This is a genomic window from Akkermansiaceae bacterium (assembly GCA_024233115.1).
In the GTDB taxonomy this organism is placed as follows: Bacteria; Verrucomicrobiota; Verrucomicrobiia; order Verrucomicrobiales; family Akkermansiaceae; genus Oceaniferula.
This window is the reverse complement of sequence record JACKQB010000003.1, coordinates 397,620-424,120: the sequence shown is the minus strand read 5'-3', so window position 1 is coordinate 424,120 and position 26,501 is coordinate 397,620. Positions and strand designations below refer to the sequence as shown.

Annotated in this window: 26 protein-coding genes and 1 pseudogene; 10 read left to right on the top strand and 17 right to left on the bottom strand. The window is 55.9% G+C overall.

Translation table 11 applies throughout. From position 1 onward, the window contains the following. Nucleotides 1-46 precede the first annotated feature (46 nt). Nucleotides 47-1,201: a PQQ-dependent sugar dehydrogenase gene (locus H7A51_09765; protein ID MCP5536503.1), complete on the bottom strand. Its 1,155-nt coding sequence runs from the start codon at nucleotides 1,199-1,201 to the stop codon at nucleotides 47-49. 83 nt (nucleotides 1,202-1,284) lie between these two features. Beyond that, nucleotides 1,285-1,935 (bottom strand): sigma-70 family RNA polymerase sigma factor, encoded by a 651-nt coding sequence (locus tag H7A51_09760; GenBank protein ID MCP5536502.1) that lies wholly within the window; start codon nucleotides 1,933-1,935, stop codon nucleotides 1,285-1,287. Between the two features lie 243 nt (nucleotides 1,936-2,178). Between H7A51_09760 and H7A51_09755 the strand changes: the two genes are divergently transcribed. Further along, a complete protein-coding gene (locus tag H7A51_09755; GenBank protein ID MCP5536501.1) occupies nucleotides 2,179-2,916 on the top strand; it encodes a hypothetical protein in 738 nt (245 codons plus the stop codon). A 29-nt stretch (nucleotides 2,917-2,945) separates the two neighbouring features. After that, nucleotides 2,946-4,448 carry a hypothetical protein gene (locus tag H7A51_09750; GenBank protein MCP5536500.1) on the top strand — a complete coding sequence of 501 codons (1,503 nt, stop codon included), beginning with the start codon at nucleotides 2,946-2,948 and terminating at the stop codon, nucleotides 4,446-4,448. A gap of 4 nt (nucleotides 4,449-4,452) precedes the next feature. On the opposite strand, the gene H7A51_09745 is transcribed toward H7A51_09750, so the two are convergent. Further along, nucleotides 4,453-5,829 carry an N-acetylmuramoyl-L-alanine amidase gene (locus tag H7A51_09745; protein ID MCP5536499.1) on the bottom strand — a complete coding sequence of 459 codons (1,377 nt, stop codon included), beginning with the start codon at nucleotides 5,827-5,829 and terminating at the stop codon, nucleotides 4,453-4,455. 105 nt (nucleotides 5,830-5,934) lie between these two features. On the opposite strand from H7A51_09745, the gene H7A51_09740 reads away from it, so the two are divergent. Together H7A51_09740 and H7A51_09735 are read left to right on the top strand one after the other, a co-directional pair. Then, nucleotides 5,935-6,732, top strand: a complete 798-nt coding sequence (locus tag H7A51_09740; GenBank protein MCP5536498.1) for a TIGR00282 family metallophosphoesterase — start codon at nucleotides 5,935-5,937, stop codon at nucleotides 6,730-6,732. Nucleotides 6,733-6,811: 79 nt separating this feature from the next. Further along, complete coding sequence (locus H7A51_09735; GenBank protein ID MCP5536497.1) at nucleotides 6,812-7,870, top strand: M42 family metallopeptidase; 1,059 nt, start codon at nucleotides 6,812-6,814, stop codon at nucleotides 7,868-7,870. Here H7A51_09735 and H7A51_09730 read toward each other — a convergent pair. Next, nucleotides 7,867-8,241: a (2Fe-2S) ferredoxin domain-containing protein gene (locus H7A51_09730; protein ID MCP5536496.1), complete on the bottom strand. Its 375-nt coding sequence runs from the start codon at nucleotides 8,239-8,241 to the stop codon at nucleotides 7,867-7,869. The two genes, H7A51_09735 and H7A51_09730, sit on opposite strands and share 4 nt — an antisense overlap. A 3-nt stretch (nucleotides 8,242-8,244) precedes the next feature. Continuing rightward, complete coding sequence (gene tdh / locus H7A51_09725; GenBank protein MCP5536495.1) at nucleotides 8,245-9,270, bottom strand: L-threonine 3-dehydrogenase; 1,026 nt, start codon at nucleotides 9,268-9,270, stop codon at nucleotides 8,245-8,247. A gap of 208 nt (nucleotides 9,271-9,478) precedes the next feature. Here tdh and H7A51_09720 point away from each other — a divergent pair, with 208 nt between their 5' ends. Genes H7A51_09720 through H7A51_09705 form a run of 4 tightly spaced genes read left to right on the top strand, consistent with a single transcriptional unit; the run spans nucleotide 9,479 to nucleotide 12,830 of the window. Next, on the top strand, nucleotides 9,479-10,354 hold the full coding sequence (locus tag H7A51_09720; protein MCP5536494.1) for a phosphate ABC transporter substrate-binding protein: 876 nt from the start codon (nucleotides 9,479-9,481) through the stop codon (nucleotides 10,352-10,354). 10 nt (nucleotides 10,355-10,364) lie between these two features. Next, entirely contained in the window at nucleotides 10,365-11,249 is an 885-nt protein-coding gene (locus tag H7A51_09715; protein MCP5536493.1) for an ABC transporter permease subunit, read from the top strand. Continuing rightward, complete coding sequence (locus H7A51_09710; GenBank protein MCP5536492.1) at nucleotides 11,246-12,112, top strand: ABC transporter permease subunit; 867 nt, start codon at nucleotides 11,246-11,248, stop codon at nucleotides 12,110-12,112. Before H7A51_09715 ends, H7A51_09710 begins: the two co-directional genes overlap by 4 nt. Continuing rightward, nucleotides 12,102-12,830: an ATP-binding cassette domain-containing protein gene (locus H7A51_09705; protein MCP5536491.1), complete on the top strand. Its 729-nt coding sequence runs from the start codon at nucleotides 12,102-12,104 to the stop codon at nucleotides 12,828-12,830. Before H7A51_09710 ends, H7A51_09705 begins: the two co-directional genes overlap by 11 nt. A gap of 34 nt (nucleotides 12,831-12,864) precedes the next feature. Here the strand turns inward: H7A51_09705 and H7A51_09700 are convergent, their stop codons facing one another. The 4 genes from H7A51_09700 to gatB are packed head-to-tail and all read right to left on the bottom strand — an operon-like array spanning nucleotide 12,865 to nucleotide 15,655. Continuing rightward, nucleotides 12,865-13,434: a hypothetical protein gene (locus H7A51_09700; GenBank protein ID MCP5536490.1), complete on the bottom strand. Its 570-nt coding sequence runs from the start codon at nucleotides 13,432-13,434 to the stop codon at nucleotides 12,865-12,867. Nucleotides 13,435-13,447: 13 nt separating this feature from the next. Beyond that, a complete protein-coding gene (locus H7A51_09695) occupies nucleotides 13,448-13,651 on the bottom strand; it encodes a hypothetical protein (GenBank protein MCP5536489.1) in 204 nt (67 codons plus the stop codon). 1 nt (nucleotide 13,652) lies between these two features. After that, the gene (locus tag H7A51_09690; GenBank protein ID MCP5536488.1) at nucleotides 13,653-14,183 is read right to left on the bottom strand and encodes a nucleotidyl transferase AbiEii/AbiGii toxin family protein; all 531 of its coding nucleotides are present in this window, start codon (nucleotides 14,181-14,183) and stop codon (nucleotides 13,653-13,655) included. An 11-nt stretch (nucleotides 14,184-14,194) separates the two neighbouring features. After that, nucleotides 14,195-15,655: an Asp-tRNA(Asn)/Glu-tRNA(Gln) amidotransferase subunit GatB gene (gene gatB, locus H7A51_09685; protein MCP5536487.1), complete on the bottom strand. Its 1,461-nt coding sequence runs from the start codon at nucleotides 15,653-15,655 to the stop codon at nucleotides 14,195-14,197. Nucleotides 15,656-15,889: 234 nt separating this feature from the next. Here gatB and H7A51_09680 point away from each other — a divergent pair, with 234 nt between their 5' ends. After that, on the top strand, nucleotides 15,890-16,330 hold the full coding sequence (locus H7A51_09680) for a cytochrome c (protein ID MCP5536486.1): 441 nt from the start codon (nucleotides 15,890-15,892) through the stop codon (nucleotides 16,328-16,330). Between the two features lie 95 nt (nucleotides 16,331-16,425). Here the strand turns inward: H7A51_09680 and H7A51_09675 are convergent, their stop codons facing one another. From H7A51_09675 to H7A51_09660, 4 genes and pseudogenes are all read right to left on the bottom strand, one after another. Next, the gene (locus H7A51_09675) at nucleotides 16,426-17,364 is read right to left on the bottom strand and encodes a helix-turn-helix domain-containing protein (protein MCP5536485.1); all 939 of its coding nucleotides are present in this window, start codon (nucleotides 17,362-17,364) and stop codon (nucleotides 16,426-16,428) included. Nucleotides 17,365-17,392: 28 nt separating this feature from the next. Continuing rightward, nucleotides 17,393-19,798, bottom strand: coding sequence for a heavy metal translocating P-type ATPase metal-binding domain-containing protein (locus H7A51_09670; protein ID MCP5536484.1), 2,406 nt, complete (start codon nucleotides 19,796-19,798; stop codon nucleotides 17,393-17,395). Nucleotides 19,799-19,902: 104 nt separating this feature from the next. Then, nucleotides 19,903-20,859: a hypothetical protein gene (locus H7A51_09665; protein MCP5536483.1), complete on the bottom strand. Its 957-nt coding sequence runs from the start codon at nucleotides 20,857-20,859 to the stop codon at nucleotides 19,903-19,905. 415 nt (nucleotides 20,860-21,274) lie between these two features. Continuing rightward, nucleotides 21,275-21,346: pseudogene (locus H7A51_09660) on the bottom strand (PEP-CTERM sorting domain-containing protein). A gap of 802 nt (nucleotides 21,347-22,148) precedes the next feature. Here H7A51_09660 and H7A51_09655 point away from each other — a divergent pair. Next, nucleotides 22,149-23,249 carry a substrate-binding domain-containing protein gene (locus tag H7A51_09655; GenBank protein ID MCP5536482.1) on the top strand — a complete coding sequence of 367 codons (1,101 nt, stop codon included), beginning with the start codon at nucleotides 22,149-22,151 and terminating at the stop codon, nucleotides 23,247-23,249. Between the two features lie 138 nt (nucleotides 23,250-23,387). Here H7A51_09655 and H7A51_09650 read toward each other — a convergent pair whose 3' ends face one another. The 4 genes from H7A51_09650 to H7A51_09635 all read right to left on the bottom strand — a co-directional run bounded on the left by H7A51_09650 (nucleotide 23,388) and on the right by H7A51_09635 (nucleotide 26,500). Then, entirely contained in the window at nucleotides 23,388-24,131 is a 744-nt protein-coding gene (locus H7A51_09650) for a sulfite exporter TauE/SafE family protein (GenBank protein ID MCP5536481.1), read from the bottom strand. A gap of 60 nt (nucleotides 24,132-24,191) precedes the next feature. Beyond that, entirely contained in the window at nucleotides 24,192-24,350 is a 159-nt protein-coding gene (locus H7A51_09645) for a hypothetical protein (protein ID MCP5536480.1), read from the bottom strand. A 27-nt stretch (nucleotides 24,351-24,377) separates the two neighbouring features. Further along, complete coding sequence (gene ccoG, locus H7A51_09640) at nucleotides 24,378-25,832, bottom strand: cytochrome c oxidase accessory protein CcoG (GenBank protein MCP5536479.1); 1,455 nt, start codon at nucleotides 25,830-25,832, stop codon at nucleotides 24,378-24,380. Nucleotides 25,833-25,903: 71 nt separating this feature from the next. After that, nucleotides 25,904-26,500: a c-type cytochrome gene (locus H7A51_09635; protein ID MCP5536478.1), complete on the bottom strand. Its 597-nt coding sequence runs from the start codon at nucleotides 26,498-26,500 to the stop codon at nucleotides 25,904-25,906. Between the last annotated feature and the right edge of the window lies 1 nt (nucleotide 26,501).

Below are 26,501 nucleotides of genomic sequence, written 5' to 3'. Positions count from 1 at the left end.
GGGTGGTGGGGGTTCCTTTTAGAGTGTAGAAGGCAGTATTCTTGGATCACTTCTCAACAACCTGATAGATGCTGCCAGAGTGGGAGATGATGAGCAGGTTGCCATCGTTGTCCTGGCCGAAAGAGGCGATGGTGGTAATCCTGCCGTTTTCCGGCTGCAAGCGGTCTGTCCAGTCTTCGAAGTGGGTGGCTTTGCCGTTTTTTACTTCAAATGACCAGATGCGAGGGTTGGCGTAGTCGGCAAAAAAGTATTTCCCCTGGAGGCTCGCGATCGGTCCCCGGTAGACGTAGCCACCGGTGACGGAGACACCTTCGTCGGACTTGCCGCCATGTTTGTAAACGTAGACCGGGTCGATGGCGTTGGCTGGCCGGTCGCCCCCGGCTTGTGGGTTCGGAGTGGCGATCAATCCTTCACGGAGTCGCCAGCCGTAGTTGGCGCCATTGCCTTTTCCCGCGGGCATGAAGTTGATTTCCTCCCAGTGGTTTTGGCCGACGTCACCGATGTAGAAGTCGCCTGTTTTGCTGTCCCACGAGCACCGCCATGGATTGCGCAGACCGTAGGCGTAGATTTCGGGTTTGGCGTTTGCCCGGTTTTTAAACGGGTTGTCGTTCGGGATGCGGTAGCCTTTTTCCGGGGACACATCGATGCGTAACAGCTTGCCCAGATGGGTGGACAGGTCCTGACCGTGGTCTTTGGGGTCATTGGCTGCACCGCCATCACCGGTTGCGATGTAGAGATAGCCGTCGGGGCCGAAACCGATCCAGCCACCATTGTGGTTGCGGGCATTCTGGTGGAAAGTGAGAACGAGTTCACGGCTGGCCGCGTTGCAGCTCCGCATGCCCTCACCGTGGGCGGTGAACCGGCAAATCTCGCTGTCGCCCTTGAGGTTGGTGTAATAGACATAGAAGCGCCCGGACTCGAGGTAATCATGACTGAACGCCATCCCTAACAAACCCTGTTCGTTCATCCTGATCTTGATACGGTCCCTGATGTCGAGAAAATCACTTTTCCCGCCGGTGGCGCGGTTGAGTATGCGGATGGTGCCTTCTTTTTCGACCACCCAGAGGAAGTTTTTGACACCGGCAGGGGATTCGGCCCAGACGGCCTCCTTAAAGCCGGAGGCGAGCATGGTCGTGGACACCCTGGCACTGAGGCTGAGGGGGAGGATGGTGAGGATGAGAGCACTGAGGAAGCGGAGCATGAGGGCACCCTAGACGAGCCGGGATTTTCTGCAAAGTAGGAAAGTCGCGGAATTGAGGCCGGGGCCAGGGCCGGGGTGACGGCTCAAGACTCCAGATACTCCTGGAGTGAATCGCGCAGGGTATTCCGGGCACGGAACAGCTGGCTTTTTACAGCTGAAACGGAGAGCTCCAGCACGCGGCCGATCTCATCATACGGCATGCCTTCGTAGCGTCTCAGGATCACCGCGAGGCGCTGTTTTTCCGGCAGGTCTGCGATCGCCTTGTCGACGGCGGCTCGTAGTTCGTTCTGGAGCATCACGTCATCGGGCGATGCCGTGACGTCGTCCTGTGTCTGGAGATGGAAGTCGTCCTGGCGTTCATCCATCGAGTATTCCTTTTTCCGGCTGCGCCTCCGGCTTTCGTTGAACACAAGATTGCGGGCGATGGTGAAGAGGAACGTGGTGAATTTTGCCGTCGCCTGGTAGCGCGGAGCACTTTTCCAGAGCCGGATGAATACTTGTTGTGCGATGTCCTCGGCATCCGAGGCATTGCCAAGCATCTTGGCCACCGTGCCGATCACGGCACTCTGGTGCCGTTCGATCAGCTCTTCAAAGGCTTGTTCATCGCCATCGCCAACACGGAGCATCAGAGCCACATCGACCTCATCTCCTGAGGTGTCAGGTGCATGGGGTTTACCGGAAGCATCCTCAGCCCCTGCTGAGGGCGCGGCATTGGATTCAGGCGAGTGCGGCATAGGGAGGAAGTGGGCAGGCAGCGCGTCTGGAGTCAGCCTCATGGGAGAGTGTTGTAGGGCGGCTCTTGTCATGGCTAATTGGTAATGTCCCATTAAACCACCTTCGACGCTTGGAGTTGCAATGATTTTCGTCGCCAAAGCCGAGGCATGCAAGGGGATTCTGAGCCACCCAGCCACTTGATGTCGGTTGGCGGGAATCCGTGCTTCCCATGTCAGCAAGGATTTGCTAATTCTGCCCGGGACATGGGTAAAGAGAAAGATGAAAAGAAGCCAGAAGCCACCAAGAAAAATGGTGGATGCATCAAGAAGCTGGCACTGTTGCTGTTGATAGGTGTCATGGCCTACCTGGGAGTACATATCTATTTTCTCTGGCAGCCAGCCGGTAAACCCGATTCCGTCAACCAGTCGGTCATCGATGCCAATGTGGCGGGAATAAAAGTGTTTCCCGCTATACAGGCATACCCCCTGGATCACGTGGCGGGCCGGGCTGAGATCCTGAATGGTACGGGAATAGCCGCCCCGCTTCTGAAGGAGCGGCTGCAACTGGCGATCGAGCGCAACTACCCGTTGACATTCCGTGAGGAGGAAATCAATGCCTGGCTTAATAAGCGCCTTGAAGTCAAGCAAGCCGGATCACTTGCCCCGTTTGCCAAGGTGCGTGGCGTCTGGGTGGATTTTAAACAGGACGAAATCGAGCTGATCATCGAGCGTGAATTATCACCGGGCCGTATGCACGTGACTTCGATGTTTATGAAGTTCAACCGCAGCAAGCTGGGATTCAGCATTTCCCGTCACGCGGCCCACATCGGGCAGGTGAGGGCACCGGGAGGATTTGCCCGGCTCATCATGCCCGCGTTCGGCAACCTTGCCGATGAACTTGCCGATGAACTTCAGCCTTATTACGACAAAAAGATACGTGATGTCCGGGTGGAGGATGGAAAGATCACATTCGATCCTCGCAGGCCGGACGAGAGGTTATGATCGCATGGACCAGAAGGAGTGGCGTGCCTATGTCTTCGGGTGGCCTGATGGCAGCGCTGATGGGCGTGTGCCTGTCGGTATCGTTTTCCTCCCTGTCGAGTCTGAGTGCCCAGGACGCCCGGCTGGAGCCGTCATCTGAACCGGCCCGCCGGGAACCAACGCTGCCAGCCTTGCCTGATCCGCCAACCCCGCCGAAGCCGCCCGGGGCGCCTGCCAACCCACCCGCGCAACCGGTTTTGCCCGCCGGCATGGTCAATAAACCGGGAGTCACCCACTTTGGGAAAATATCGGTTGTCGGAAGCGAGCAGAACGTCCGGGGAAGTATCGCCTCGATGGCTGAGGGTTTGAGGGTGGAGCTCAACAAGGTCTGTAGCGATGAGCAGCGGGCAATGAAGCTGCCGATCATTATCCGCTTGATGAACCGGAAAGAGGATCGCGAGGGTGCTCTCAGCGTGGCCAGTGGTATCAAACAGGTGCAGGGTCAGTATCAACTCATGATTTACGTCAACCTTGGCAAGGGAGTCGATTATCAACGGCTTCGTTACCACCTTATGGAAATGCTCCTCTTCGAGCGCGGGCTGGGCGACGGGCAAGAGGTGGCCGAAGGTGAACGGTTGATCGTCAAACCATGGCTGATTGTAGGGATGCTGGAGTCGCTCGATATCAAAGCCGGCCGAGCGGATAAACGTATTTACCTGGCCGATGTCTCCTATATGGAGATTCTTCCCTTGCAGAAGGTGTTTGATGCCACCGAAAAAGAATGGCGGGAAATGATCGGTCGTAATCCTATTGCTTTCCGTGCGATTTCCGGAGCGATGGTGAACTCGCTTCTGCGTCAGCCGGGGGGGCGACCCGCGATGTCCGCATACCTGGCGGATGTGGCTACGTTCAAGGGCGAGAATGAAAACCTTCTGCGTAAACACTTTCCCGGCATGAACCAATCCAGAAACAGTCTGCAAAAATGGGTCAACCTGGAACTGTTAGAGCTTGGGACCGCACGACAGACCGATGTGCACTCGATTCTGGAAACCGACAAGCGGCTCGATAGTATTCTCAAGTTACGTTACCGCGACAAGGAGGGGGCGGCCACCACCGTGGAAATTGATGATTATGCCGAGGTGCTGAAGCTCAAGCCTGCTGAGCGTTTTGAGGCGGTTGCCAGTGCGCGGGCCGAGCTTGAGCGGCTGAGTTACCGTTGTTTTCCAACCTACCGCCCGCTTTTAAGTGAATATGAGATGATCCTGCGTGATGTGATTCTAGGCAAGGACAAGGATATTGAGCAGCGTCTTGCCAAGCTGATGGATATCCGTTTAAAACTACAGGAGTCGGGTAAGCGGGTGCGTGATTATCTGGACTGGTATTACATCACGCAGTCGAACGAAGTCAGTGGTGACTTTGAAAAATACATCCAGCTGAAGCAAGGGCTGGAAAAGGAACAGTTACGCCCACCTGCCGATGATTCCACGCAGAAGTACCTCGACCAGGTGCAGAAAATATTTGGTGGTGATATTTCCGGGCAAGGACACCGTTAGGCGGCTAGTGGTCTTCTTGCTTATAGATTACACGGTAGTCGAGATAGTACTCCTTGAGTGCAAGGACCACAGCATCGGCATATTCGTAGTAGATGGATTTTTTCTCGACGCCATGAATGGTTTTGGTACCCGTGTAGTTGCCTAACTGAATCCGGTCATAAACATCCTGGTTGTTCATCACATAGGGCTCCAGAAAAATAACCGGGCATTGGTAAAGCCGGTTGGCGAGGAGGTTGCGAGCCCAGAGACCGGGGACATCCTTGATTTTTCTAGCGCGCATGGACATGCCCGAGTATTCATACGGAGGGAGTTTGGTCGCCAGACCGAGTGAATGCGCGATGTACTTACCAAGTGGCTTTTCCTCATCATGGCTACGTTGGAGGATTTTTACCAACATTTCATACCGTTCATCATCGTGGGCAATCTCATCGCTGGTCAGGGCACCGTGCAGAAGGACGTGGTAGTGGTTGTTGCTGGTTAATGTCGGGTTGGCAGGATCGTCCCATGACTCGGCATTGAAATGAAGGGCGAGTACGAGATCCGGGCTGAAGGCGAGATTGACCCGGCGTGCCCGCTCACGGATTTCGCCTGTCCGGTAAAAGAATTTATTTTGAATGGAGGTAATGGTCGCCTCATCCGGCTTACCCAGTGACCTGGCTTTGGCTGTCGCTGCCTCGCGATAGAATTCAGGTCGGCGCGGGTTGACGGGGTTGTTAGAGCCGCGCACCAGATAGACCTTGGCACCCAGGGCGATAAGTTGTTTTTTGATGATTTTTCCAGTGATCAGGGTCATTTCGCCCTCCTTGACCGGTGGCTTGTCGCCGATTTGAAACCAGCGTTCCTCGAGTTTTGCGTAGTCTCCGCCGATATGTCCAGGATCGATGGCGATATGAACACCGGCGAGCGGTTTGTCCTGGGTGCCTGGAGCCAGGTCTCCAGCAGCCCTCCAGTTTCTGTTAGGTGAGACCTCGCTGATGACCGGGGAAAAATCGAGTCGGTAGGTCGCGCCTTGTTCACGTGTATCGGTGCGGATCATGGCGTGGTCAGCATTGACGGTGATGTAACGTTTCCAGGTATCATCCACGGTGTAAACCTCAGTAAGAAGATAGAGGAAGTCCTCGCGGGTGATTGTTTCCTGCCAAAGGTCGAGGGTGCTCCAATCCGGTCTGGTGCCGAGGTCGGCCAGGGTGGTGTCGTGGCCGCCTGGCAAGGGCTCGACGGTGACGGCATCATCCATGGGGGGGCTCCCGGTTGTTGGAGTCGTCTGGAGTTGCTGGTTTTTAAGATTGAGGGTCACGATGTAGCCACCCGCCGCAATGAGAAGCAACAGGAGGATGGCGATGACGGGATAGAGTTTACGGCTTTGATGGGAATCGGACATGGTTCAGGCGGGGGGGAGTGCAAAGGAGAAGACGGGAAAATGGAAGGCTGGGAATGAAGGATAAAGATTGGCTGATGATGCGGGCTGTGATTCACTGCGCTTGTGATCCGTATTCTGTTTCTAGGAGATATTGTTGGCGAGCCCGGACGTAAGGCCGTGATTAATCGTGTACCGAGTTTAAAACGCGAGAAGGAAATCGATTTTATCATCGCAAATGGTGAAAACTCTGCCTCTGGCAGGGGAATCACGCCAAAAATATCGATCGATTTACTGCGTTGCGGTATTGCCGTGCTCACGTCTGGTGACCATATATGGGATCAGAAGGAAATAGTCGAATATCTTCCGACGGAGCCACGGCTTTTACGGCCGATCAATTATCCTGACGGGACACCGGGGAATGGCAGCGTGGTGCTGGAAACCGCCAAGGGAAAAGTGGCCGTCATCAACGGGCAAGGGCGCACGTTTATGAATCCACCCCTTGATAATCCATTCAGCCGACTGGAGGATGAAGCCCGGCGGCTACGCGCGGATGAGGGGGTGAAGGTCATATTTGTTGATTTCCATGCAGAAACCACCAGCGAATCGATAGCGATGGGCTATCATCTCGATGGCAAGGTATCGGCCGTGGTGGGAACGCACACCCATGTCCAGACGGCGGATGAAAGGATTCTGGAAAATGGCACAGCCCACCTCACTGATGCCGGTATGTGCGGCCCGGAACGCTCGGTGTTGGGCAGAAACGTGGAGTCGGTGGTTTGGCGGTTCAAAACCGGTATGCCGACCCGGTTTCCTGTCGCCAAAGGCCAGGTGCGCTTGTGTGGCGTGATGGTGGATATTGACGAGGGTACCGGCAAGGCACTGGCCATTGAGCGCTACAACGAGTTGCTTGATCTCGGGGCGTAGAAATTGACGTTGAATCGTCGATTTTCCTCAAGCTGTTATTTTTCTGGCCATACGACGTGGTATAGCTAGTTTCCAGCGTATGCCTATCGATGTCCCGTTACTTGCCCGTATTTGTGAAGCTCCCGGTGCCCCCGGCTTTGAAACCAGGATCCGTGAACTGGTTCTCAAGGAACTGAAAGGACTCGCTGATAGCGTGCGGGTCGACAACATGGGTAACGTCGTCGCCTTGAAAAAAGGACGATCCTCAAAGAAGAAAGCCATGGCCGCCGCGCACATGGATGAGATTGGTTTTATTGTCACCCACATTGATGATGACGGCTTTATCCGTTTCAACCCCCTTGGTGGGTTCGACCCCAAAACGCTCACGGCCCAGCGGGTCATTGTGCATGGGAAGAAGGATGTGATTGGTGTGATGGGGTGCAAACCGATCCACATTATGACGCCTGAAGAGCGTGGCAAGAACCTCAAGCTCACCGACTATTTTATCGATCTGGGAATGAGTAAAAAAGAGGTTGATAAGCTGGTGACCATCGGTGATCCGGTCACGCGCCGTAGTGATTTGTTAGAGTTGGGCGACTGTGTCAATGTCAAGTCGCTGGACAACCGGGTCTCCGTGTTTGTTCTCCTTGAAGCCCTGCGCGCGATCAAAAAGAGCCGGCGTAAGCCAGCCTATGATTTTTACGCGGTATTCACAGTGCAGGAGGAAGTCGGCCTTCGGGGAGCCAACGTAAGTACACTGGACATTCAGCCTGATTTTGGATTTGGTCTCGATACCACCATCGCCTTTGATACACCGGGGGCGCTGCCACAAGAGCGGGTGACCCAGCTTGGCAAGGGAGCGGCCATCAAGATCATGGATAGCTCCACGATCTGCGACTACCGGATGGTTGCCTACATGAAAAAGACCGCTACTGCGAAGAAGATCGATTGGCAACCCGAGATCCTGGGTGCGGGAGGGACGGATACGGCAGGACTGCAACGGATGACACCAGGGGGCTCCATCGCTGGAGCCATTTCCATCCCGACCCGGCACATTCACCAGAGTATCGAGATGTCGGATAAAAAGGACATCGAGAACTGCATCAAACTACTCGCCGCCTGTGTCTGTGAATTGGACAAAGGGGAGTGGAAGTTCTAGTCGCGACCTGAAGGGGATGCAGGGGAGGGGATCTGGAATTCCTTGACGATCTCGCCGCCTATCAAATGCTTGTCGATGATGTGCTCCAGCACATAGGGTGTGCAGGAGTGGTACCAGACGGCATCGGGGTAAACCACCGCGATGGGGCCCTGGGTGCAGACGCGCAGGCAGTTCGCCTTGGTGCGGAACACCCTGCCGACCGGTTTGAGGTCGAGCTCATTGAGCCGGTTTTTCAAGTAGCCCCATGAGACCAAGCTGTCGTCACGCTTGCAGCACTTGTCTTTCCCCTGGTCACAGCAGAGAAAAATATGTCGTTCGATATTGTGGGGAATACCGAGGTCGTCGGCGTTTTTTTCAACAGATAGGCTCATCGATCAATCCCAACTAAGAACCACCTTGCCCGACTGGCCCGACAGCATGGTTTCAAATCCCTTGGCAAACTCCGTGTAGTGGTAGCGGTGGGTGATCACGGGGGCGATATCCAGCCCGGCGCGGATCATCGAGGTCATCTTATACCAGGTCTCAAACATTTCCCGGCCGTAGATGCCCTTGAGGATCAGTCCTTTGAAAATCACCTTGTCCCAGTCGATGGCGACATCGTCCGGGAAGATGCCTAACAACGACACCTTGGCGCCGTTGGACGAGTGTTGCAGGATGTCGTTGAGGCCGCTCGGGTGGCCGGACATTTCCAGACAGACATCGAAGCCCTCGTTCATGTTGAGCTCCTTCTTCACGTTATCGAGCGACTCCTTGGAAACATCGACCACGCGGGTGGCGCCGAGTTTTTTGGCAAGGTCGAGACGGTAGGGGTTGACGTCGGTGACAACCACGTGGCGTGCTCCGGCAAATTTGGCGACGGCCGCCGCCATGCAGCCGATCGGTCCGGCGCCGGTGATCAGCACGTCCTCGGCGACCATGTCCCAGGAAAGGGCGGTGTGGACGGCGTTGCCGAGTGGATCGAAGGTGGAGATGATGTCCTCGGGGATCGAGGCATCCACCTTGTAGGCGTTGCGGGCGGGTATGGAAAGGTACTCGGCAAAGGCACCGGTGCGGTTGACGCCCACGCCTTGGGTGTTAGGGCAGAGGTGGCGCCGGCCCGCCAGGCAGTTGCGGCAGTGGCCGCAGACGATATGGCCCTCGCCGGAAACGCGCTCGCCGATTTCAAAATCGGTCACGCCATTGCCGACGGCGGCAATCGTGCCGCTGTATTCGTGGCCGACCGTCATACCGACCGGGATGGTTTTCTGGGCCCACTTGTCCCATTTCCAAATATGTACATCCGTGCCGCAGATGGAGGTTTTGTTGATCTTGATCAGGACGTCCATCGGCCCCACTTCGGGTTCCGGAACATCCTCCAACCAGAGACCTGCTTCGGGCTTGAATTTGACGAGTGCTTTCATGGCGTCTATGAATATCCGAACGCAGAAAAATGCACGCGAAATTTTTCTAGAGAGGGGATTAAATTTGCGCGTGGAGGGATCTGGTCCGCTGGCCCGGTAAGTCATGAACAGCTGCGGAGGCCATTTGTTGGGGATGGTATTTTATGCGCCGAATTATCAAGGATATCGGTGGTTATTACCGGGGCAGTTGTGCGATTTTACGGTATCTATGAAATCAAGATCCATCCAGTTGACCGCTATTTTTCTGGGGCTCGCAATGGGCTCATCATGCCAACGGCAAAACAATGACAGCACCGCCTCAGCGGCTGAGCTCGCGGAGTTGAAAGTCTTTGACGGCCAGTCCGGCACCATCAACATCGCCGGAGGAACCGCCCACATCCCGGTGATGAAAAAAGCGGCCAAGGACATCATGCGCTACAATCCCGACGTCAAAATAACAATCGCCGGCGGCGGTTCCGGCGTGGGTGCGCAGCAAGTGGCGAAAGGATTGGTCGATATCGGCAACACGGGACGCCCCCTCAAGGAAAGCGAAGCCAGCCAGGGCCTGGTCTCTTTTCCGTTTGCCATCGATGGGGTCGCCGTGATCATCAACCCGAAAAACCAGGTGGCCAATCTGACCAGCGAAAATGTCATCGCAATTTACTCGGGGAAAATCACCAACTGGAAGGAGCTTGGCGGGCAGGACCAAACGATCAACCTGTTTACGCGTGACGAGGCGAGTGGCACGCGGGATGTTTTTGTGGAAAAGCTGCTCAACAACAGCCCCGTCGCGAGCAGTGCCAATGTGGTGGCGTCGAATGGTGCGATGAAAACCGCGGTGTCCAACGACGCCAACGCCATTGGCTACTGCAGTGTTGGCTACATGGATGACACGGTGAAGGCACCGCAGCTCAACGGCGTCACCCCTGACAAACAATCCTGTGTCGATGGAACCTATCCGGTGGTCCGCAAGCTCTTCATGAACACCAAGGGGGAGCCCACGGGACTGACCAAGGCCTTGATCGAATTCATCCAGGGGCCGCAGGGTGCCAAACACATCATCTCGTCCGGATACATCCCGATTCCAGCGGCGGCGCAAAACTGATGCGGAACTGATGCGGAAAAAAAACCATCCGCGGGGCGATTGGTGGTCGGCATTTCTACTGCGGGCGCTTGTCGGTGTGGTTTTTGTGCTGCTCGCCCTGCTCATTGGATTTATCCTCTGGTTTTCACTGCCTGTGTTTCTCGCCCGGGACACGCAGGTTTTCTCCTCGGTCTGGCAGCCCGGGCAGGGACGCTTTGGTATTGTGCCGATGATTGTCGGCTCCGCCCTGCTTGCGGTGTCCGCCTCCTTGGCCGCCTTTCCCATGGCGGTCGGAATTTGCGGATTCTGCCTGATACATCCCCGGGCGATGGCCACCCGCGTCGTCCGCTACCTGGTCAAGTTGATGGCGGGCATACCCACCGTTGTTTACGGGTTGGCGGCCCTGTTTTTACTGATTCCACTGCTGCGTGATGTTTTTGGACAGGGCTCGGGCTTCAGTTTGCTGGCCGCTGTCATGATGGTGGTGCTGCTGATCTTGCCGGTGATGGTGATGATCCTGGATTCCCAACTGACGCCATTCCACGAGAACATCGCGCTTTCGGCGACGGCCCTGGGGATGCGTCCGCGCGAGACGGTTCTGTATGTGGTGATCCCGCATTCGGTCCGGGCGCTGACGACGGCTGCCATACTAGGATTCAGCCGGGCGATCGGCGACACCATGCTGCCTTTGATGCTGGCTGGAAATGCCACCCAGATGCCGGATAGTGCGTTTGATTCCATCAGGACCCTCACCGCCCACATCGGACTGGTGATCGCAACCGAAAAAGGTAGCGCGGCCTACAACTCGCTGTTTGCGGCGGGGCTGGTTCTGTTAGCCATCAGTTTGTTTGTCACCCTGCTCACCCGGTCGGTCGGGGGCAGGCAAATCCGGGCGATGGAAGGAGCCGGGTTATGAAAGCGAGGCTGTTTCAGACGGGATGTTACCTCAGTGTCGGGCTACTGCTGGTGGCGATGGGTTACTTGATCGGGTTGATCACCTACAAAGGGGTTCCCACGCTCGGCGCGCCCCTGTTTTTTGGAGACACCCCGGCATGGCAGGCATTGCTGGGACGGCAGCCTGTCTGGGACGGGATCTGGCCGGCTTGTGTGGGGACGCTGATGGTGGTCATGCTGGCTCTCGCCCTGGCCTTTTTGCCGGGTGTCGCGACCGGCATTTGGCTGTCGGAATACCACCATTCCCGTCTCGCGCGCGTACTTGGTCTCGCCGTCGATGTCCTTGCCGGGATACCATCCATCCTAATGGGCTTGTTCGGGTTCTCGCTGATTCTTTTTTTCAGGCAATACATCTCACCCGCCGCCAACGCATGCCTTCTGCTCTCGGCAAGCTGCCTGGCGATGCTGATTCTTCCGTATCTGGCGGGAACAACGCGCACAGCCCTGCAGGCCGTCCCGTTTTCCCTCCGGCTTACCGCGCAGGCGCTCGGGATGTCGCCTTGGCAAAGCCTGCGGCACATCCTGCTGCCGAAGGCGGTCAAGGGGATCGGCCGTGGCGTGATGTTGTCGGTCGGGCGCGCCGCCGAAGACACGGCTGTCATCATGCTTACCGGTGTGGTGGCCAATGCGGGATTACCCAGTGGGCTGTTCGAGCGGTATGAAGCCCTGCCGTTCGCCATTTTTTACTACAGCGCCCAGTATCAAACCCCGGATGAACTCGCCATGGCTTTTGGGGCGGCTCTAACACTCATGTTTTTTACCGCCGCTAGTTTTTCCATCGCCGGGATCATCACTAACAACAAACGCTTCAACCTTGGATCTTAATCAAACAACAAGCACAGACGACCTTGCCGCCGAAATTTCGGATCTCCATGTATCCTTTGGTAATCACGAGGTGCTGCACCGGATCAAGCTCGCGGTGCGCCGCCACAGCATCCACTGTCTCTCCGGACCGTCGGGCTCGGGAAAAACGACGCTGCTGCGGACATTGAACCGACTCAACGACTGCTTTGACGCATGCAGGACCCGGGGTGAGGTTGTGATCGACCTCGAAGGCCAACGCCGGAACATCTATCAACTGAGCGATGCCGAGCTTCCCCGGCTACGGCAAAAAGTGGCCATGGTTTTCCAAAACCCGAACGTCCTGCCCGGCAGTATTGCGTCCAATCTGCTGCTGCCGCTCAAAGTGGTCAAGCGGCTCAAAGGCGATGAAGCCGGGCAAAGTCTGCAACAGGCGCTCCAGCAGGCCCACTTGTGGTCAGAGGTGAAGGACCGCCTGAACAAGCCGGCCGAGTCGTTGTCGGGAGGGCAAAAACAACGCCTCTGCCTGGCGCGGGCGCTCGCGCTCGAACCGGAAATCCTTCTCCTGGACGAGCCGACCTCGTCGCTGGACCCCAAGGTGGGGCAACTCATTGAGGACCTGATCCTGGAACTCGCAGGCCAGTACACCATTGTCATGGTCTCCCACTCCCGTCGGCAAATCCATAAGCTCGCGGGTTTTCACACCCACATGGAGCGAGGAAAAATCCAGTCCGGCGCATGAGTGCCGTGTTGGCGGCTGATTCTGGTGCCGCCGCTTACCGGTTTTTTTTCGGGTTGCTCGGCTTCTTCGGCAGGCTGGGCAGCACGATGCGCTGGTTCACATAACGGATGGCGAGGAAGCATTTGCCTTTGTCGATGCCCGGCCCCATCAGGATCGATTGATTTTCACCGCGATGCCAGACGTGGGAAATGAGGATGTTGTGTTTTGTGAACGCCTTCTGATCCGGATAGTCAGCCTTCTGTGACGGCTTCTGATAGACCTGGGAAAAGAGGGCCTCGGCCTCCCCCCAGGCGCGGCGCAGCCCCCTGCCGTATTCCTCCATGCTGAGTTCGCTGGAGCGCAGGGTGACCTCGTTGAGACCTCCGTCTTCGTTCCACCCGAAGTAAAGGTGGTAGCTGAGGCCCGCGAGCTTCGCCTTGCACTTGAAGACCCCGTTGAGTCCGGTCCTGCCAAAAAACGTGCTGTCGATGGTTTGCTCGACCAGTTGGCTGGCCGACATTTTCCGGGTGACGGTTTCCCGGCTGTCCCCGAACTCGAGGTCGCCATAGACACCGGCATGGGAGAGAAATGTCGTCAGGCTTAAAACAATAAAAATGCGGATCACGGCAAGCTTGAAGTTATTGGGTGCGGAAATCAGGGCGAAAACGAAATGGCGTGCCGTTGAGTTCGGGGCGTTCCCGTTCCCGCAACTCATCAAGTTTGCCCTGATTGTATAAATCCAGCAATTGCTGGCAAATCCACTCGGCATAACGAGGGAAAGGTATGGACCCCATTACAGGCTCGGGAAATCCGGAGCTTGGGAAGATGAGTTTGTCTTTCATTTTATGCAGATGGGGATGTGATCATTGCGTAAGCGTTATCGGGGCCATATTTGGAGCAAAGCTTTTTCAGTTCGGGATCACTGATGACTCCCTTATTGTAACGCAGTAGCGTGCGGATGTCCAACAGGTCTTTGCCGTCGCGCTCCTCATGATTATGCATGGCATGAAGTTTCATAGCGATGAGGTCTTGGAGCGAAATGACGCGTGTGACGGGCGAGTGGGGAGGTTCTTCGCTGTGGGAATACATCTCTTGATAAGTATCCGGGTCGACCCAGAGGATGTCGAGCATGGGATACCAGGGGTCCTTGAATGCATAGCGAGTGACCATGGTGCCACTGCTGGACGGGCTGTAACCCAATGGCTCAAGCAGGCTTGTTAGCTCGGTTTTTTTATCGGAACAGAGCAGAAAATCGATATCCAGGGTAGTTCGGGGGTACCCATGGTAACTAACAGCCCATCCGCCGACGAGGATGGGATTGAGTTCGTTGCGTTCAAACAGGCTGAACAGAGAACGTATGATTTCCTGCGGCATGACAGTGTTTGTTAGAGAAGTTTCCCGCGCAGCGTATCCGTCACCATCTTCGGGTTCGCCTTGCCCTTGGAGGCTTTCATCACCTGGCCGGTGAGGAAATTGAGCAGTTTGTCGTTGCCGCCGCGGATCTCCTCGACCTTGTCGGGGTTGGCGGCGATGACCTCGTCGATGATGCCCTCGATCGCTCCGGTGTCGGCGGGTTCGAAGCCCATGGCCTTGGCGACGGCCGCCGGTTGGTTTTCCGGTTTCTCCCAGACGGCGGTGAAGACCTCGCGCGCCTGGTTGTTGGAAATGGTGCCCGCGTCAACGAGTTGGACGAGTTCGAGAATGTGGCCGGGGGGGAGGGGGCATTCGAGGATGCCGGCGTTGTCCTCGTTGAGTTTGGCGAGCACGCTGTTGGTGATCCAGTTGGCGACTTTTTTGCCGAGGCGCGGGTCTGCGGCGGCCTGCTCGAAGTAGTCGGCGAGATTCTGGTCGCTGGTCAGCACACCGGCGTCGTAGGGGCTGAGTCCGAAGTCCTGCTCCAGACGCTCCCGTTTCTCATGGGGGAGTTCGGGCACCCGCGAACGCATTTTGCCGACAAGTTCCGCGGTTTGGATCGGCAGCAGGTCGGGCTCCGGGAAATACCGGTAGTCGTGGGCGTCCTCCTTGGTGCGCATCATCTGGGTTTCCCCCATGTCGGCGTCCCAGCGGCGGGTTGACTGGATCTGCGCGATACCCGCGTCGAGCTCCTCCGCCTGGCGCTCGATCTCGTGGTGCAGTGCCGCCCTGACGGCGGAGATCGAGTTCAGGTTCTTGAGCTCCACTTTTTCCCCGAGTTCCTTCTGGCCGTGCGGGCGCAGGGAAACGTTGACATCGCAGCGCATCTGGCCTTTTTCCATGTCGGCGTCGGAAATCCCCCCGTAGATCAGAATCTGCTGCAGCGACTTGAGATAGGCGAAGGCCTCCTCGGGTGTCTCGATGTCCGGATCGGAGACAATCTCCATCAACGGCGTGCCCGCGCGGTTGAAGTCGATGGTCGAGTTGCTCGCGTGGTGGGTGGACTTCGCCACATCCTCCTCCAGATGAATCCGGGTGAGCTTGACGACTTTTCCCGGGTTCGGGATGTTTTTCTGCACCTCCTTGGGATAGGCGAGGTCGTAGAGCGGCACGCCGCCGCCCATGCACAGCGGTAAATCGAACTGGGTGAGCTGGTAATTCTTCGGCATGTCCGGATAGAAATAATTCTTCCGGTCCCATTTGGAAACGGGGGGCGTGGTGCAGTTGAGCATCATGCCGGCGAGGATCGTCTGCTCGATGGCGTGTTTGTTGAGCACCGGCAGCGCGCCGGGAAGCCCAAGGCAAACCGGGCAGACGTTGCTGTTGGGCTCCTCGCCGAAGCTGGTTGCGCAGCCACAGAACATTTTGCTGTTCGACTTGATCTGGCAGTGGACCTCAAGTCCGATGGTGACGATATAATCTGAAATGGGCATGATAACGGGAAACGCGTATTATGAGTCGCGAGAGGAACTAAGCCGAATACGGGGGCAAGTTCAACGCCCGATTGTGGCACATTTGATGGATTTGTTGGTCGGCCTGGCCAAACATCCGAAAATATGTCACCACCGGAGGAAAGCACTGGAAATCCCGAAAACTTATGTAATAGTTGCCGGGCACCCCGGTATTTGTGCTGGCGGCCGCATCCAATCACTCCAACATATCACATTATGATTAAAAAATTACTCCTGACCCCCATGCTTGTCGGATTCGCAACGATGGTTGCCCATGCCGATGAAGCCGCGCAAAAAGCAGCTTACACCACTTGCAGTGCCTGCCACAATCCCGACGGAACAGGTCTGCCGGTTGGCGACAAAAAAATGGCACCTCCACTGGTTGGTTCCAAGATCGCCACAGGTGATCCTTCCGTACTCGCTTTGGTGATCCTCAAGGGGATTAAAAAAGAAGGTACCGATTACATTGGTATCATGGCCCCCCTTGAAGCTGTTTATGACGATCAAAAACTTGCGGATGTCATGACTTACGTGCGCACCTCGCTCGGAAACACCGCCGCTGCCGTAACCAAGGAAGATGCTGCCAAATACCGCGCCAAGTGGGCAGATGTAAAAGAGCCCGTCACCCGCGCCAAGCTCGCTGAGCTGGCCAAGTAAAGCGGAGATATTCTATTGCCACCATAAAAAAAGCGGAACGGGCAACCGTTCCGCTTTTTGATGTAAAGCCTGGATTGAAAATACGGGTCTTGTTCTTAGCTGGCAACCTTGGCGACTTTGGCAGCTGGCAGTGCCGCGACCTCGTCACGATACTGACTGGGCGAGCCGCCGTGGAATTTGGCGAAGCAGCGGTTAAACTGGGAAAGCGACTGGAAGCCAACCATAAACGCGACCTCGGAAATCCGGGCGTTGGGCTTGAGCAGCTCCTTCTTGGCCCAGAGGATACGCGCGTAATTAACGTATTCGGTGAGCGTCATACCCGTGGCCAGCTTGAACTGGCGGCAGAAATGTGACTCGCTCATACCCGCGACTCGTGCGGCTTGAGGAAGACTGATCGATTCATCGAGCTGCGAGTGGATGTACTCACGGGCACGACTGATGGATTCAGGCTCTTCTTCATTTGCGGCAATGGCGAGTTTCTCGGCTTGCGCCGAAAGTTCACGGGCGAAGTGGTCGAGCAGGGTGACCATGCTCTGGTAGCGCTCGGGGCTAACAACGGTGGTTTCGAAGTAGGCTTTTTTGAGCATTTCAATCTGTTTGGCCGTAAAATGTCTGTCATTGAGATCGGCCATGGCGGCATCGAAGTTTTCTTGAGACGGGGTTTTCTGGAAAACCTGGCCGGTTTTCAGGTATCCGACAACCATCGTTCCGGCATACACCGGGATGGAGGTCGCGCTGAGGCCTGCAAAGCAGTTACAGGATGTCGGCCCCTTGATCGCCGATTTGTGCATAAGGTCGCGGTTGACCTTGATACAGGCTTCACAGGCGCTATCGCAGGTGTTGAGGGCTTCGCAGAAACCGCTTTGGTTTTTCCGGCGTTCCTTGAGGTCCCAGGAGTTGGGGTTAGCCTCAACGAGACGCATCGGTAGGCCTGTCGCCGACCTGAAAGCGACCTCATACTCGCTGAATGACTTGCTCTCGATGAGTCGATGGAATATCGCTTCAGATAGGTGGTGGATTCTTTCTCCGCTCATTGTTACGCGGATTGTAACGTACGGGAACTTATTTGGCAATGAGTTCGTTGGAACGATTGTTTACCGGCAGTGTCATACCGACGAGGGCCAGCGAGATGATGGAGCTCAAAGGCATAAGGATGGCGGCGAGCAGCGGGTTCATCAGCCCGGCCAGGCACACGGCTACGGCGATCAGATTGTAGCTGATGCTGAAGGTAAATACCGTCCTTACGGCCTGGGCGTGTTTGTCGGCCAAGCGGAACATGGCGGGGAGGAAATGCAGGCCACTTGACAGGAAATAGAAGTCGGCCTTGGCTTCGAGCAGGCCGCGCCCCGCCACGGCACCGGTCATCGCGGCGGTATCGAAGGCCAGCGAGTCATTGGCACCGTCACCGAGAAACAGACTATGACCAGGGTCGATCCTGGCCACGAGATCAGCCTTGTCATCAGGACTGAGGCCTGCGTGCACGTTGTCAGGATTGATTTTGAGTATGGCCGCGATCTGGTCGACACGTTCGTTGTGGTCGCCACTTAAAATATGCGGGTTGAGTTGAGCCAGCCTTTGCAGGGTCTTGGCTGCCTCGGGACGAAGGGCCTCCTGGAACTGGAAATAGATGACCAGCCCGCCCTTGTGGCGGAGTTCGCAGCCTGGGCGGGTGGCGTCCACCATATCCGTTGAGCTGCCGTCCCAGCCACATTTTCCCAACGACCAGAGCGAGCCTTGCTGGTCGGTCATCCGGGTGCCGAGTCCGGGGATGTCCTCAGGCCGTGGGGGCTTGGTCTTCGCTGCTTGAGCTAACAAAGTCTGCCCACGCAGCCCCAGAGCGCGCATCACCGAGCGGGACAGGGGGTGACGCGACCCGGAACACAGCAGCACAAGGCGGGTGGTGGTCTGATCATCAAGTTTCTCTAACTCGACGGCATTGGTCAACTCGGGCAGATCCATCGTCAGGGTGCCTGTTTTGTCGAAAAATATGGTTCTGATCAATCGCAGCCGACTCCAGAACGCAGCTTTGCGGATAAACACCCCCAGGGTGCGCATGCGTCCCGATGCCAGTTCGTCGGCGAGAGGTAGGGCGACTCCCAAGGCACACGGGCATGAGATGACAAAAACTGAAATGGTGACCTGCAACGCCGCTGCTACCGGCCTGCCCATGAGTAGCCAAGTCAGGCCACCGCCGATTCCGATCACAAACACAGCCGTCAGGTAGTAGCGTAGGACTTTTTCCATCAGCGGCGAACGGGTGACCAGCTCGCTGGCCTTGATGAGTTTGGCGAGCAGGGAGTCCTTCCAGTCCTCTTCAGCGGTGAGCACCGTCGGATGTCCGTCTTGGTGGTTGCTCAGGTTAATGGCTCCCGCGGGAACGGGCATGCCGGTGCTGCGGTGGACCGGGTCGGGCTCGCCATTGATCCATTCGAGGGAGAAATCGGCACTGCCCCCGGCCATCACCGAGGAAACGGGCGCGGTTTGACCGGCTGGGAGAATATACTGGTCGCCGGACTGGATGGCATCGATGTCCACGGTCTCGCCGGTATCGGCATTTTTGACGTTCCGCGGCACGGGTGTCTGCTCTAGCAGCCGGTTGCGATTGCGTTCCACAGCGGCCGTTTGCAGCCACCGGCCACCTAACATCAGGAAAATAAAAATGGCGACAAAGTCAAAGTACTTCAATTCCTCATAGCGCCACATCCAGCCTGCGAGCGAGCCGAGGTAGGCCAGTGACACGCCGAGTGCGATCGGGGTGTCCATGTGCAGCACACCAGTGCGGATGCCGTAATAGGCTCTCTTGATGAACCACGAGCCACCTACCAGCATGGCGAGGGTGGCCGACAGGAAGGTGATCAGATCAAAGATACCGGCAAAGGCGAAGTCATCCGGCATGTCGAGGTAGCGCGGCAGCGAGAATGCCATTGCGTTCATGGCAAACGCACCACAGATGCCGAGCCGGGCGCCGAGTTGGCGGAATTCCCCCGAGTGTTTACTGCCGGCTCTGGCCGAGCCTAGCAGATAGCCGAATTTTTGTAACTCATGGGCAAATTCGAGGATGTCGAGTTCACCACGCGACCAGGTGAGGTGGATGCTGCCTGTGGTGGGGATGATATCGCAGCGGACCGCGCCGTGGTGGCGCAGAAACAGTTTTTCAACCAGCCAGACGCAACCAATACACGAGATCCCCTGGAGGCTGCCCTCAAACTCGGTGGTGAGGGAGTCCGGTGTCTCTTGTTCATAGCTGAGGACCGTTTCCTCAAGCCAGGTGAAATCGTATTGCTGAAACGGCTGGTCCCGTAACGGAGCCGAGTTTTCACCGCCTTTCAGGTCGTAGAATTGTTCCAGCCCCTCGTCGTGGATGAGTTGGTGGACAAATTCACAACCGGTGCAGCAGAATCCGGATTCTCTCTGCGATGGCTCCAAGGGGGTTCCGCAGTGAATGCAATTGTCAGGTTGTTCGGCCACGGGGAAGTGCTAGTCGTGATGCGGGGGGATGGGAAGAAAAAATCGGGAGTGCCTGGCCTAGCCAAGCACTCCCGAAACAACCCCAATAATTAATCAGAAGGGAATCAGAAGGTAACGACCAGATCGACCGTAATACGGCTTTCCATGAGGTTTTCCTCTTCGTCAGTCAGAGGAATCTCGTAGGCAAGGCCGAGGTCAGCGCTGTCGCAAAGTCTGTAGCGGACGCCAATGGCTGCTGTGACGATGTCTTTCACAGGGTTGGCGGTTCCGAGGTTGATCAGATCGCCACCTTCGAAGCCAGCTATCGTCGGGACGGTGCTGCCAAGCTGGGGACCGAATGTTGCGGTGCCATTACCTTCGGAAATGACATGGTGCCAGTTCACTTCAGCCAGTGCATACAGGCGGTCGGTGATGTTGTAACCAACGTGGGCACTCATGAAGCCTGTGACGGACTCCTCGTCTTCATCGAAGGGGAGGTGTACACCGAGCGCACCGGCAAACTGCCATTGATTGGCCAGTTTGAGTGCTGCGACGCTGAGGTTGACGGCACCCTCGCCGTTGCCTTGCCAGACGGAGCTGTCACCGGAATAGGTTTCTACAACCAGGGAGCCGCTCACGGCGAGTTGCTGCACAGGGTCGAGGATAAACGCATACTTCACACCGGCAGCGAGGTCGGCGAAACCATCGTCCTCGTTGAGGGTGTTGTCAGGATTGAAATCGATATAGCCATCCTTGGTTGCAATGATGGAGAAACGGTCGTTGAGAGCATATTCAAACTGAAGCGCGTAAACGCTGAAGTCACCGCCAAGAGGCAGTGTGCCACCACCAGCCAGTGCTATTCTTGAAGGCATCGTCTGATACATGTAGATCGGGTGCACGTTGGTACGTGGGATGGCCAGATCAAAGAGTGTCGGGTTGGAAATAGGACGGCGCGCAGCGTCAAACCCAGCGGCAGGTGGATCGATGATCGTCTTTTCTGAATCAACAGGAGCTGGGCCTGCGAGGACGGATGAGGTAACGGCGGCTGCACACACGGTGGTGGCGATTAGGTTTTTTTTCATAGAGTTTGTCTGATGGTTATGGTGACCGGCTCACACGGTCATATTAGATGGATGAGCAAGCGAATAATCACGGCAATAGTGACAGGATTACCTGATACGGCTATTCATTCCCTGCTATAGAATGTGCGGAATCTGCTATGGCCCGAGGACTGATGACCATGCTGCCAAGACACGTTTCTCAGGAATCGATTTTGCCAGGCATCGCTTTCTTCGAGAATTTCCAGATTGGTCAGCCATGTCCACCAAGCCCTTGATGTGGTTATTACCCCGCCTGATAAATGAATCCACACCATTTCCTGACGCAACGGAGAATAACCATTCACGGTTCCCGGCCTGATGCATCAAAAAGACCATTGGAGAATCCGGCCATCAAACCAGTCCCCCAATGGTCTTTGTTAGAATCTGGTTGATGAACCTAGCGACGACGGCGCAGCACCAAGGCCAGTCCTCCAAGGCCGAGCAGTGCTGTGGAGCTTGGCTCGGGAACTTCCGAGATGGTACCGTTGACGGTGATACTTTCGAAGTCCAGGAACTTGGTCCCGGACGCATTGGATGCAAAGGAATTGACCCCCATACCGAAATACAGCTTCTCGTATTTCGAGCCTCCCAAGTCCTCGGTGAAGGTGAGATTATTAATAACAGTTCCGCCATTTCCAGCTACACCGACTGTCTGAACAGTTGAAGTGGCTATGATGTTTGTGAAGTTCAGGTCAGTGGCGATGTAAACGATGCTGTAGTTCCTCTCGACATACTGGTTGGTTGTCGTGGCACCAAACCGCCATTGCACGTTTTCGAGCGCTATTTCATTGCCCGCCCCCGCATCGATTATCCAGAAGAAGCGCCGGTCACTTGCCCCGGTGGTGGGTGCGTCACCTGCGTTGAACTGGTCGGAGCGCACCTGGATAGAGCTGCCCTGGTCGGTCATCTGGGCTGTGTCTATGTTGTCAGTGAACAGTGAAGATGCGCTTGACTCCGGTATTTCACCTGAGGAGGCGAAGATGGGGAATACGTTGTCGGTTGCATAACTGGCGAGAACAGCAGCCGTGCTGGCCTGGATGCCAAATGCAGTGACTGCGGTGCTGGCTGCGACTGATAGTAATGTAGATTTCATCATGTTTGATTGGTTGTGTGGTTTATTTTTCCCGGGTGCTCGTTTGATAACCAGCACTGCTGCAAAATAGATATCCCCCAAGCATGCACAATGGGGATTTACCACGTTTCACCGGTCCCCTCAGTAGTCCGGTTTAGGCTCGACATTTCGCGACTTTTCTCCCAAGACTTCAGCTGAAATGAAGCCCATCGAAGCCACTTTACCCCTACCTGTGCGTGTTGCCGTTAGGCTGCGTGATGATATTGAAAAGGGACTGTGGAGCGATCATCTACCTGGGTGCAGGAGCCTGGCAAACCACTACGGGGTGAGTCGCAAGACCTGCATGGCCAGCATGCTGCTCCTGGAGGAGGAGGAGGTCATTGCCCCCGCCGAAGTAGGGAAAAAGCGCAATATCCTCATCCGTCCATCGCCCCAGCCCAGGAAAAATGATCCGCATCAAGGAACACTCCTGGTGCTGCATTGCTCCGAGCAGGAATTTAGCGCCCGCCACCTCAGCAACGTGAATGTTTTGCAAACCACGTGGAGCGATGGGGGTGGTCATGTGGCTTTTCAAGTGGTCAACTATGACCGCTACAGCAAACCCAAAAACCAACTCAAGCAGCTTATCAAACGCTACCAGGCCGTTGCCATTGTGCTGATCGCTCCGCGCTCTGAATGGCTCGAGGAAGCCGCCAGACTATTGCCAACCTATTCCATGGGAGGATTGTGGCCGGGGGATATGAAAAACGCCACGGCACATGGGTTTGATTTTTGCCACCAGATCGATCAGCTCATTTCCTATCTGTATCGCCACGGGCATCGTCGGATTATGATCCCGAACTACCACACGGAACCGATCGCAAATTATTTCCACGAAGCGGTTACCGCTGGATATCACCGGTTTATCGGATCAAATGATGATAGACGTGATGTGATTCTGGATATTCCCAATTTTGTTAGCTCGGAACCGACTGACTGGTTCCGTTTTTGGCGTGATTCGCTGAAGCGGTTTGAGCCAACGGCGGTCATACCGGTGCAGGCGGTTCACTTACTGTCACTTTACGGATTTTGCACAGCGAGTAAAATTTCAATACCTCGGGACCTCTCTGTTTTATGTACTGAGCATCATATTCAGTCCGAGTGGATGTGGCCAAAGCCGCACATGCAGAAGCACTCTGAGGCGGCGGTGAGAAAATGTTTTAAACAATGGATCGATGGCGGACTGCGCCCAATGGGCATGAAGCTATTATCCCTCGAAATTATGGAAGGCAACAGCGTCAGGGATCTAAACTCGCTCTGAACCCAGCAGACGACTTCCCACTCATCGCGGCCTGGCACGCGCTGCGTCAGTCCGGCAAAGAAAAACCTTCGCTCCGGGGTTTGCATAAGGATTTGCCCCGTCCCGCAACTGCGGAGGGCAAGTGCGATGTTAGCTGCATCATCCGTATTTGCCGTCCGGGCTGGCTTGGGGGGCGCTTTGCTCTGTGGGCTCGGCACCTGGTGTGGCTGGCTCCGGTAAAAGCAGCGGAGTGGGGTCAAATAGAAGCCGTTTGGCGATAAAAAGCGCTGCAATCACAGCCAGACCACGCTGCAGCAGAGTGACATATTTGGGGCCGAGCTTCAGCTGGAGTTTCTGCATACCCAACTGGGTTGCCCACAGGAGGGGGACGGTTCCGAGGCCAAAGGAGAGGGCGAACTCGGCACCTTGAATGGCAGATCCTGTCGCCAGGCATACGGCAAAAAAGATGTAGAGGGGAGCACAGGGCAGAAGCGGTGTGGCCAGTCCCATTGCCAGGGCTCCCTTTGAGGCGGATACCTTCATTGCCTTGAAGCGAAGCCTTGCCGCCCAGCGATCAAGGAATGCAGGACGGGGGATTTTTTTCTCCAACCCCAATGCGATGGCGATAAAGACACCGACCAGTACCCACGGCAGGAAACTCATGGAGGAGTGGTGGAAGAACTCCAGGGGTTTGGAGCCGACAGCACCTAACATGGCACCGATGCCGGCGTAAGAAACCAGGCGTCCCCCGTGATAGAAAACGGCGGCTCCGTAGCGGCTGGATTCCTCTTTTTTTAACGCCGTCAGAGAACAGGCGATCGGACCACACATACCCGCGCAGTGGACGCTGGTGATGGCACCGGCCACAAAGGCAAGTGCCGGCGTGTTGATGGTTTCAATCATGGCGGGCGGATAGGAGAATTCTGGGTTGCAAGAGTTGAGTGATGATCAACTCAAAACGTATCAGCCGGCCTCTTTGAGGAGGGCCTCGGCTTCTTCAGGGGTGCGTTTGTTTCCCGAATGGTTTTTGGCCAGGACGTAAAAAGCAACCCAGCCACCTACGACCAGGAGGTAGAACAGGATGATGAGAAGCCATGGGCGCTTTTTGGGGAGTTCAAGCATGGTGTGACGTTCAAGGCAGGTGGTTGCCTACGGAGCAGGTTGGGCTGCGGGGAGGGCAGCGGATTCTTTGGCCTGAAGTGCTTTTTTGCGGTAGAGCTTGGGGCTTGGCCCGAGGAAGCTGACTTCGTTCTCAACCGTCGAGTTGTCGGTGCGGGACTGCACGACGATTTTAAACTTGAAGGTGCCATCGTATTTGTCAGCCGGCGCAATCACTACGAGATTGTAGGTTTTCTTTTCCTTGGCCTTGAGGACGATTCCTTCGGTCGTGCCGCTGGTGGCGATCCATTCAGGGGCATCCTTGAGGGTGATGTCAAAGGCACTCTCAATGTTGCGTTTGTTGGACAGGTGGATCTGATAGATGTTTCTTACCCCGGTGTTGTCCTTTTGAAACGGGGAGCCCGCCATTTTGTTGATTTGCGCATTAAAGGGGCGCGCCTTTTTATACATGGTGACCCCGAAGGCGGTGGTTCCTAACAGCATTAATGCCAGATAGGCAAAGAACCTCGGACGAAGGATTTTAGTGGCAATGCCATGCAGTGCATTGTGTGAGGAATAACGCACCAGGCCACGCGGGCGGTGTATTTTGTCCATGATTTCATCACAAGCATCGATACACGCGGCACAGCCGATGCACTCGAGTTGCAGCCCGTCACGGATATCGATGCCGGTGGGGCAGACGTTGACACAGCGGCGGCAATCGATGCAGTCGCCATTGTTGGGATCACTGACCTTGCCGCGGGGTTCGCCCCGATTGCTGTCGTAGCCGATGACCATGGTATCGTCGTCGGACAGAGCCGACTGAATCCGTCCGTAGGGGCACATCACCACGCAGAACTGCTCGCGGAACCAGGCAAAACAGAAATAGAGAACGAGGGTGAGGAAAGCGATCGCACCAAAGGAAAGGGTGTGTGCACCCGGGCCCTCCTGGATGAATCCGTAAAGACCCTTCAGGGAAACGAAGTAGGATATGAAAATGTGCGCGATGATGGTGGAGCACAGGATGAACAAGGTGTGTTTCGCCGCACGCTTGAAGATTTTTCCTCCCGTCAGCGGGGCGTTGTCGAGTTTCTTGCGGGCCGGAGCATCGCCTTCGATGAATCGCTCAATCGCACGATAGATGTGGTCGAGGAATACGGTGTATGGGCAGGTCCAGCCACACCAGACCCGGCCTAACAAGGACGTGACAAAAAAGAGCGAGAAGCCGAGTCCGGAGATGAAGAAAAAGAGAACCCAGAGATCCTGGACATCGAGGCTGATGCCAAAGAGGTGGAACTCCCGGTTAGCGGTATCGAGGAACACCGCCGGGTTGCCATTGATGGTTATCCACGGCAGGGCGGCATAAATGATGATGATGATGAAACCAACGACGCGCCGGGCCAATGTAAACTTACCGGATACATTGGCTGGGTGCAGCTTATAGTGGGACCCGTCCTCATTGATGGTGGTGACGGAGTCGAGGTTCGGATTTTTGTGTTGGGCCATGGGTCCTGCGGTTCATTGGCACAGGGGGGTAAGCTGTGTCGGGCTAATGCTAGGCTAAAACTAGGTTAAACTTAGTTTTTGTCAACGTGAGGTGATTTGCTCACAACGTAGGCCACAGCTTTGGCCGCTTTCTCTGGACCGAGGAGATCTTTCCAAGCTTGCATTTTCTGGCCATTGAACCCCTTGGCGTCGGCGGGGCTGCCGTTGAGGACAAGGTTGAAAAGCTGCATGGGCTTGCCGCCGTACTCCCATTGGTCGTCGATGAGTGAACGTCCGATGACGCCACCGTTGAGGTCTGGACCGTGGCAGGCGATGCAATACTGCTCGTAGACGGCTTTGCCTTCCGCTGTGATATCGCTGTTCTGGCTCCACTCGATGAGCACCTTGTCGTCGAGCTTGTCCATCATGGCGACGAGTTCCTGTTTTTTCTTATCCTCAATGGCTGCCATCCTGGCATCGATCGACTGGGTAGGTGTCTGCATGGAGTTCGTGCTGTAATAAACGACCCAGTATCCGACGAAGAATACAATCGCGATGTAGAAGGTGAAAAGCCACCAGTTAGGGAGTTTTTGGTCGAACTCCTGGATGCCGTCAAATACGTGATCGCGGAGAACGGGGCCGCCTTTTGCAGCAGGCTTTTTGGATGGGGTGTTGGAGTCTTGGCTCATG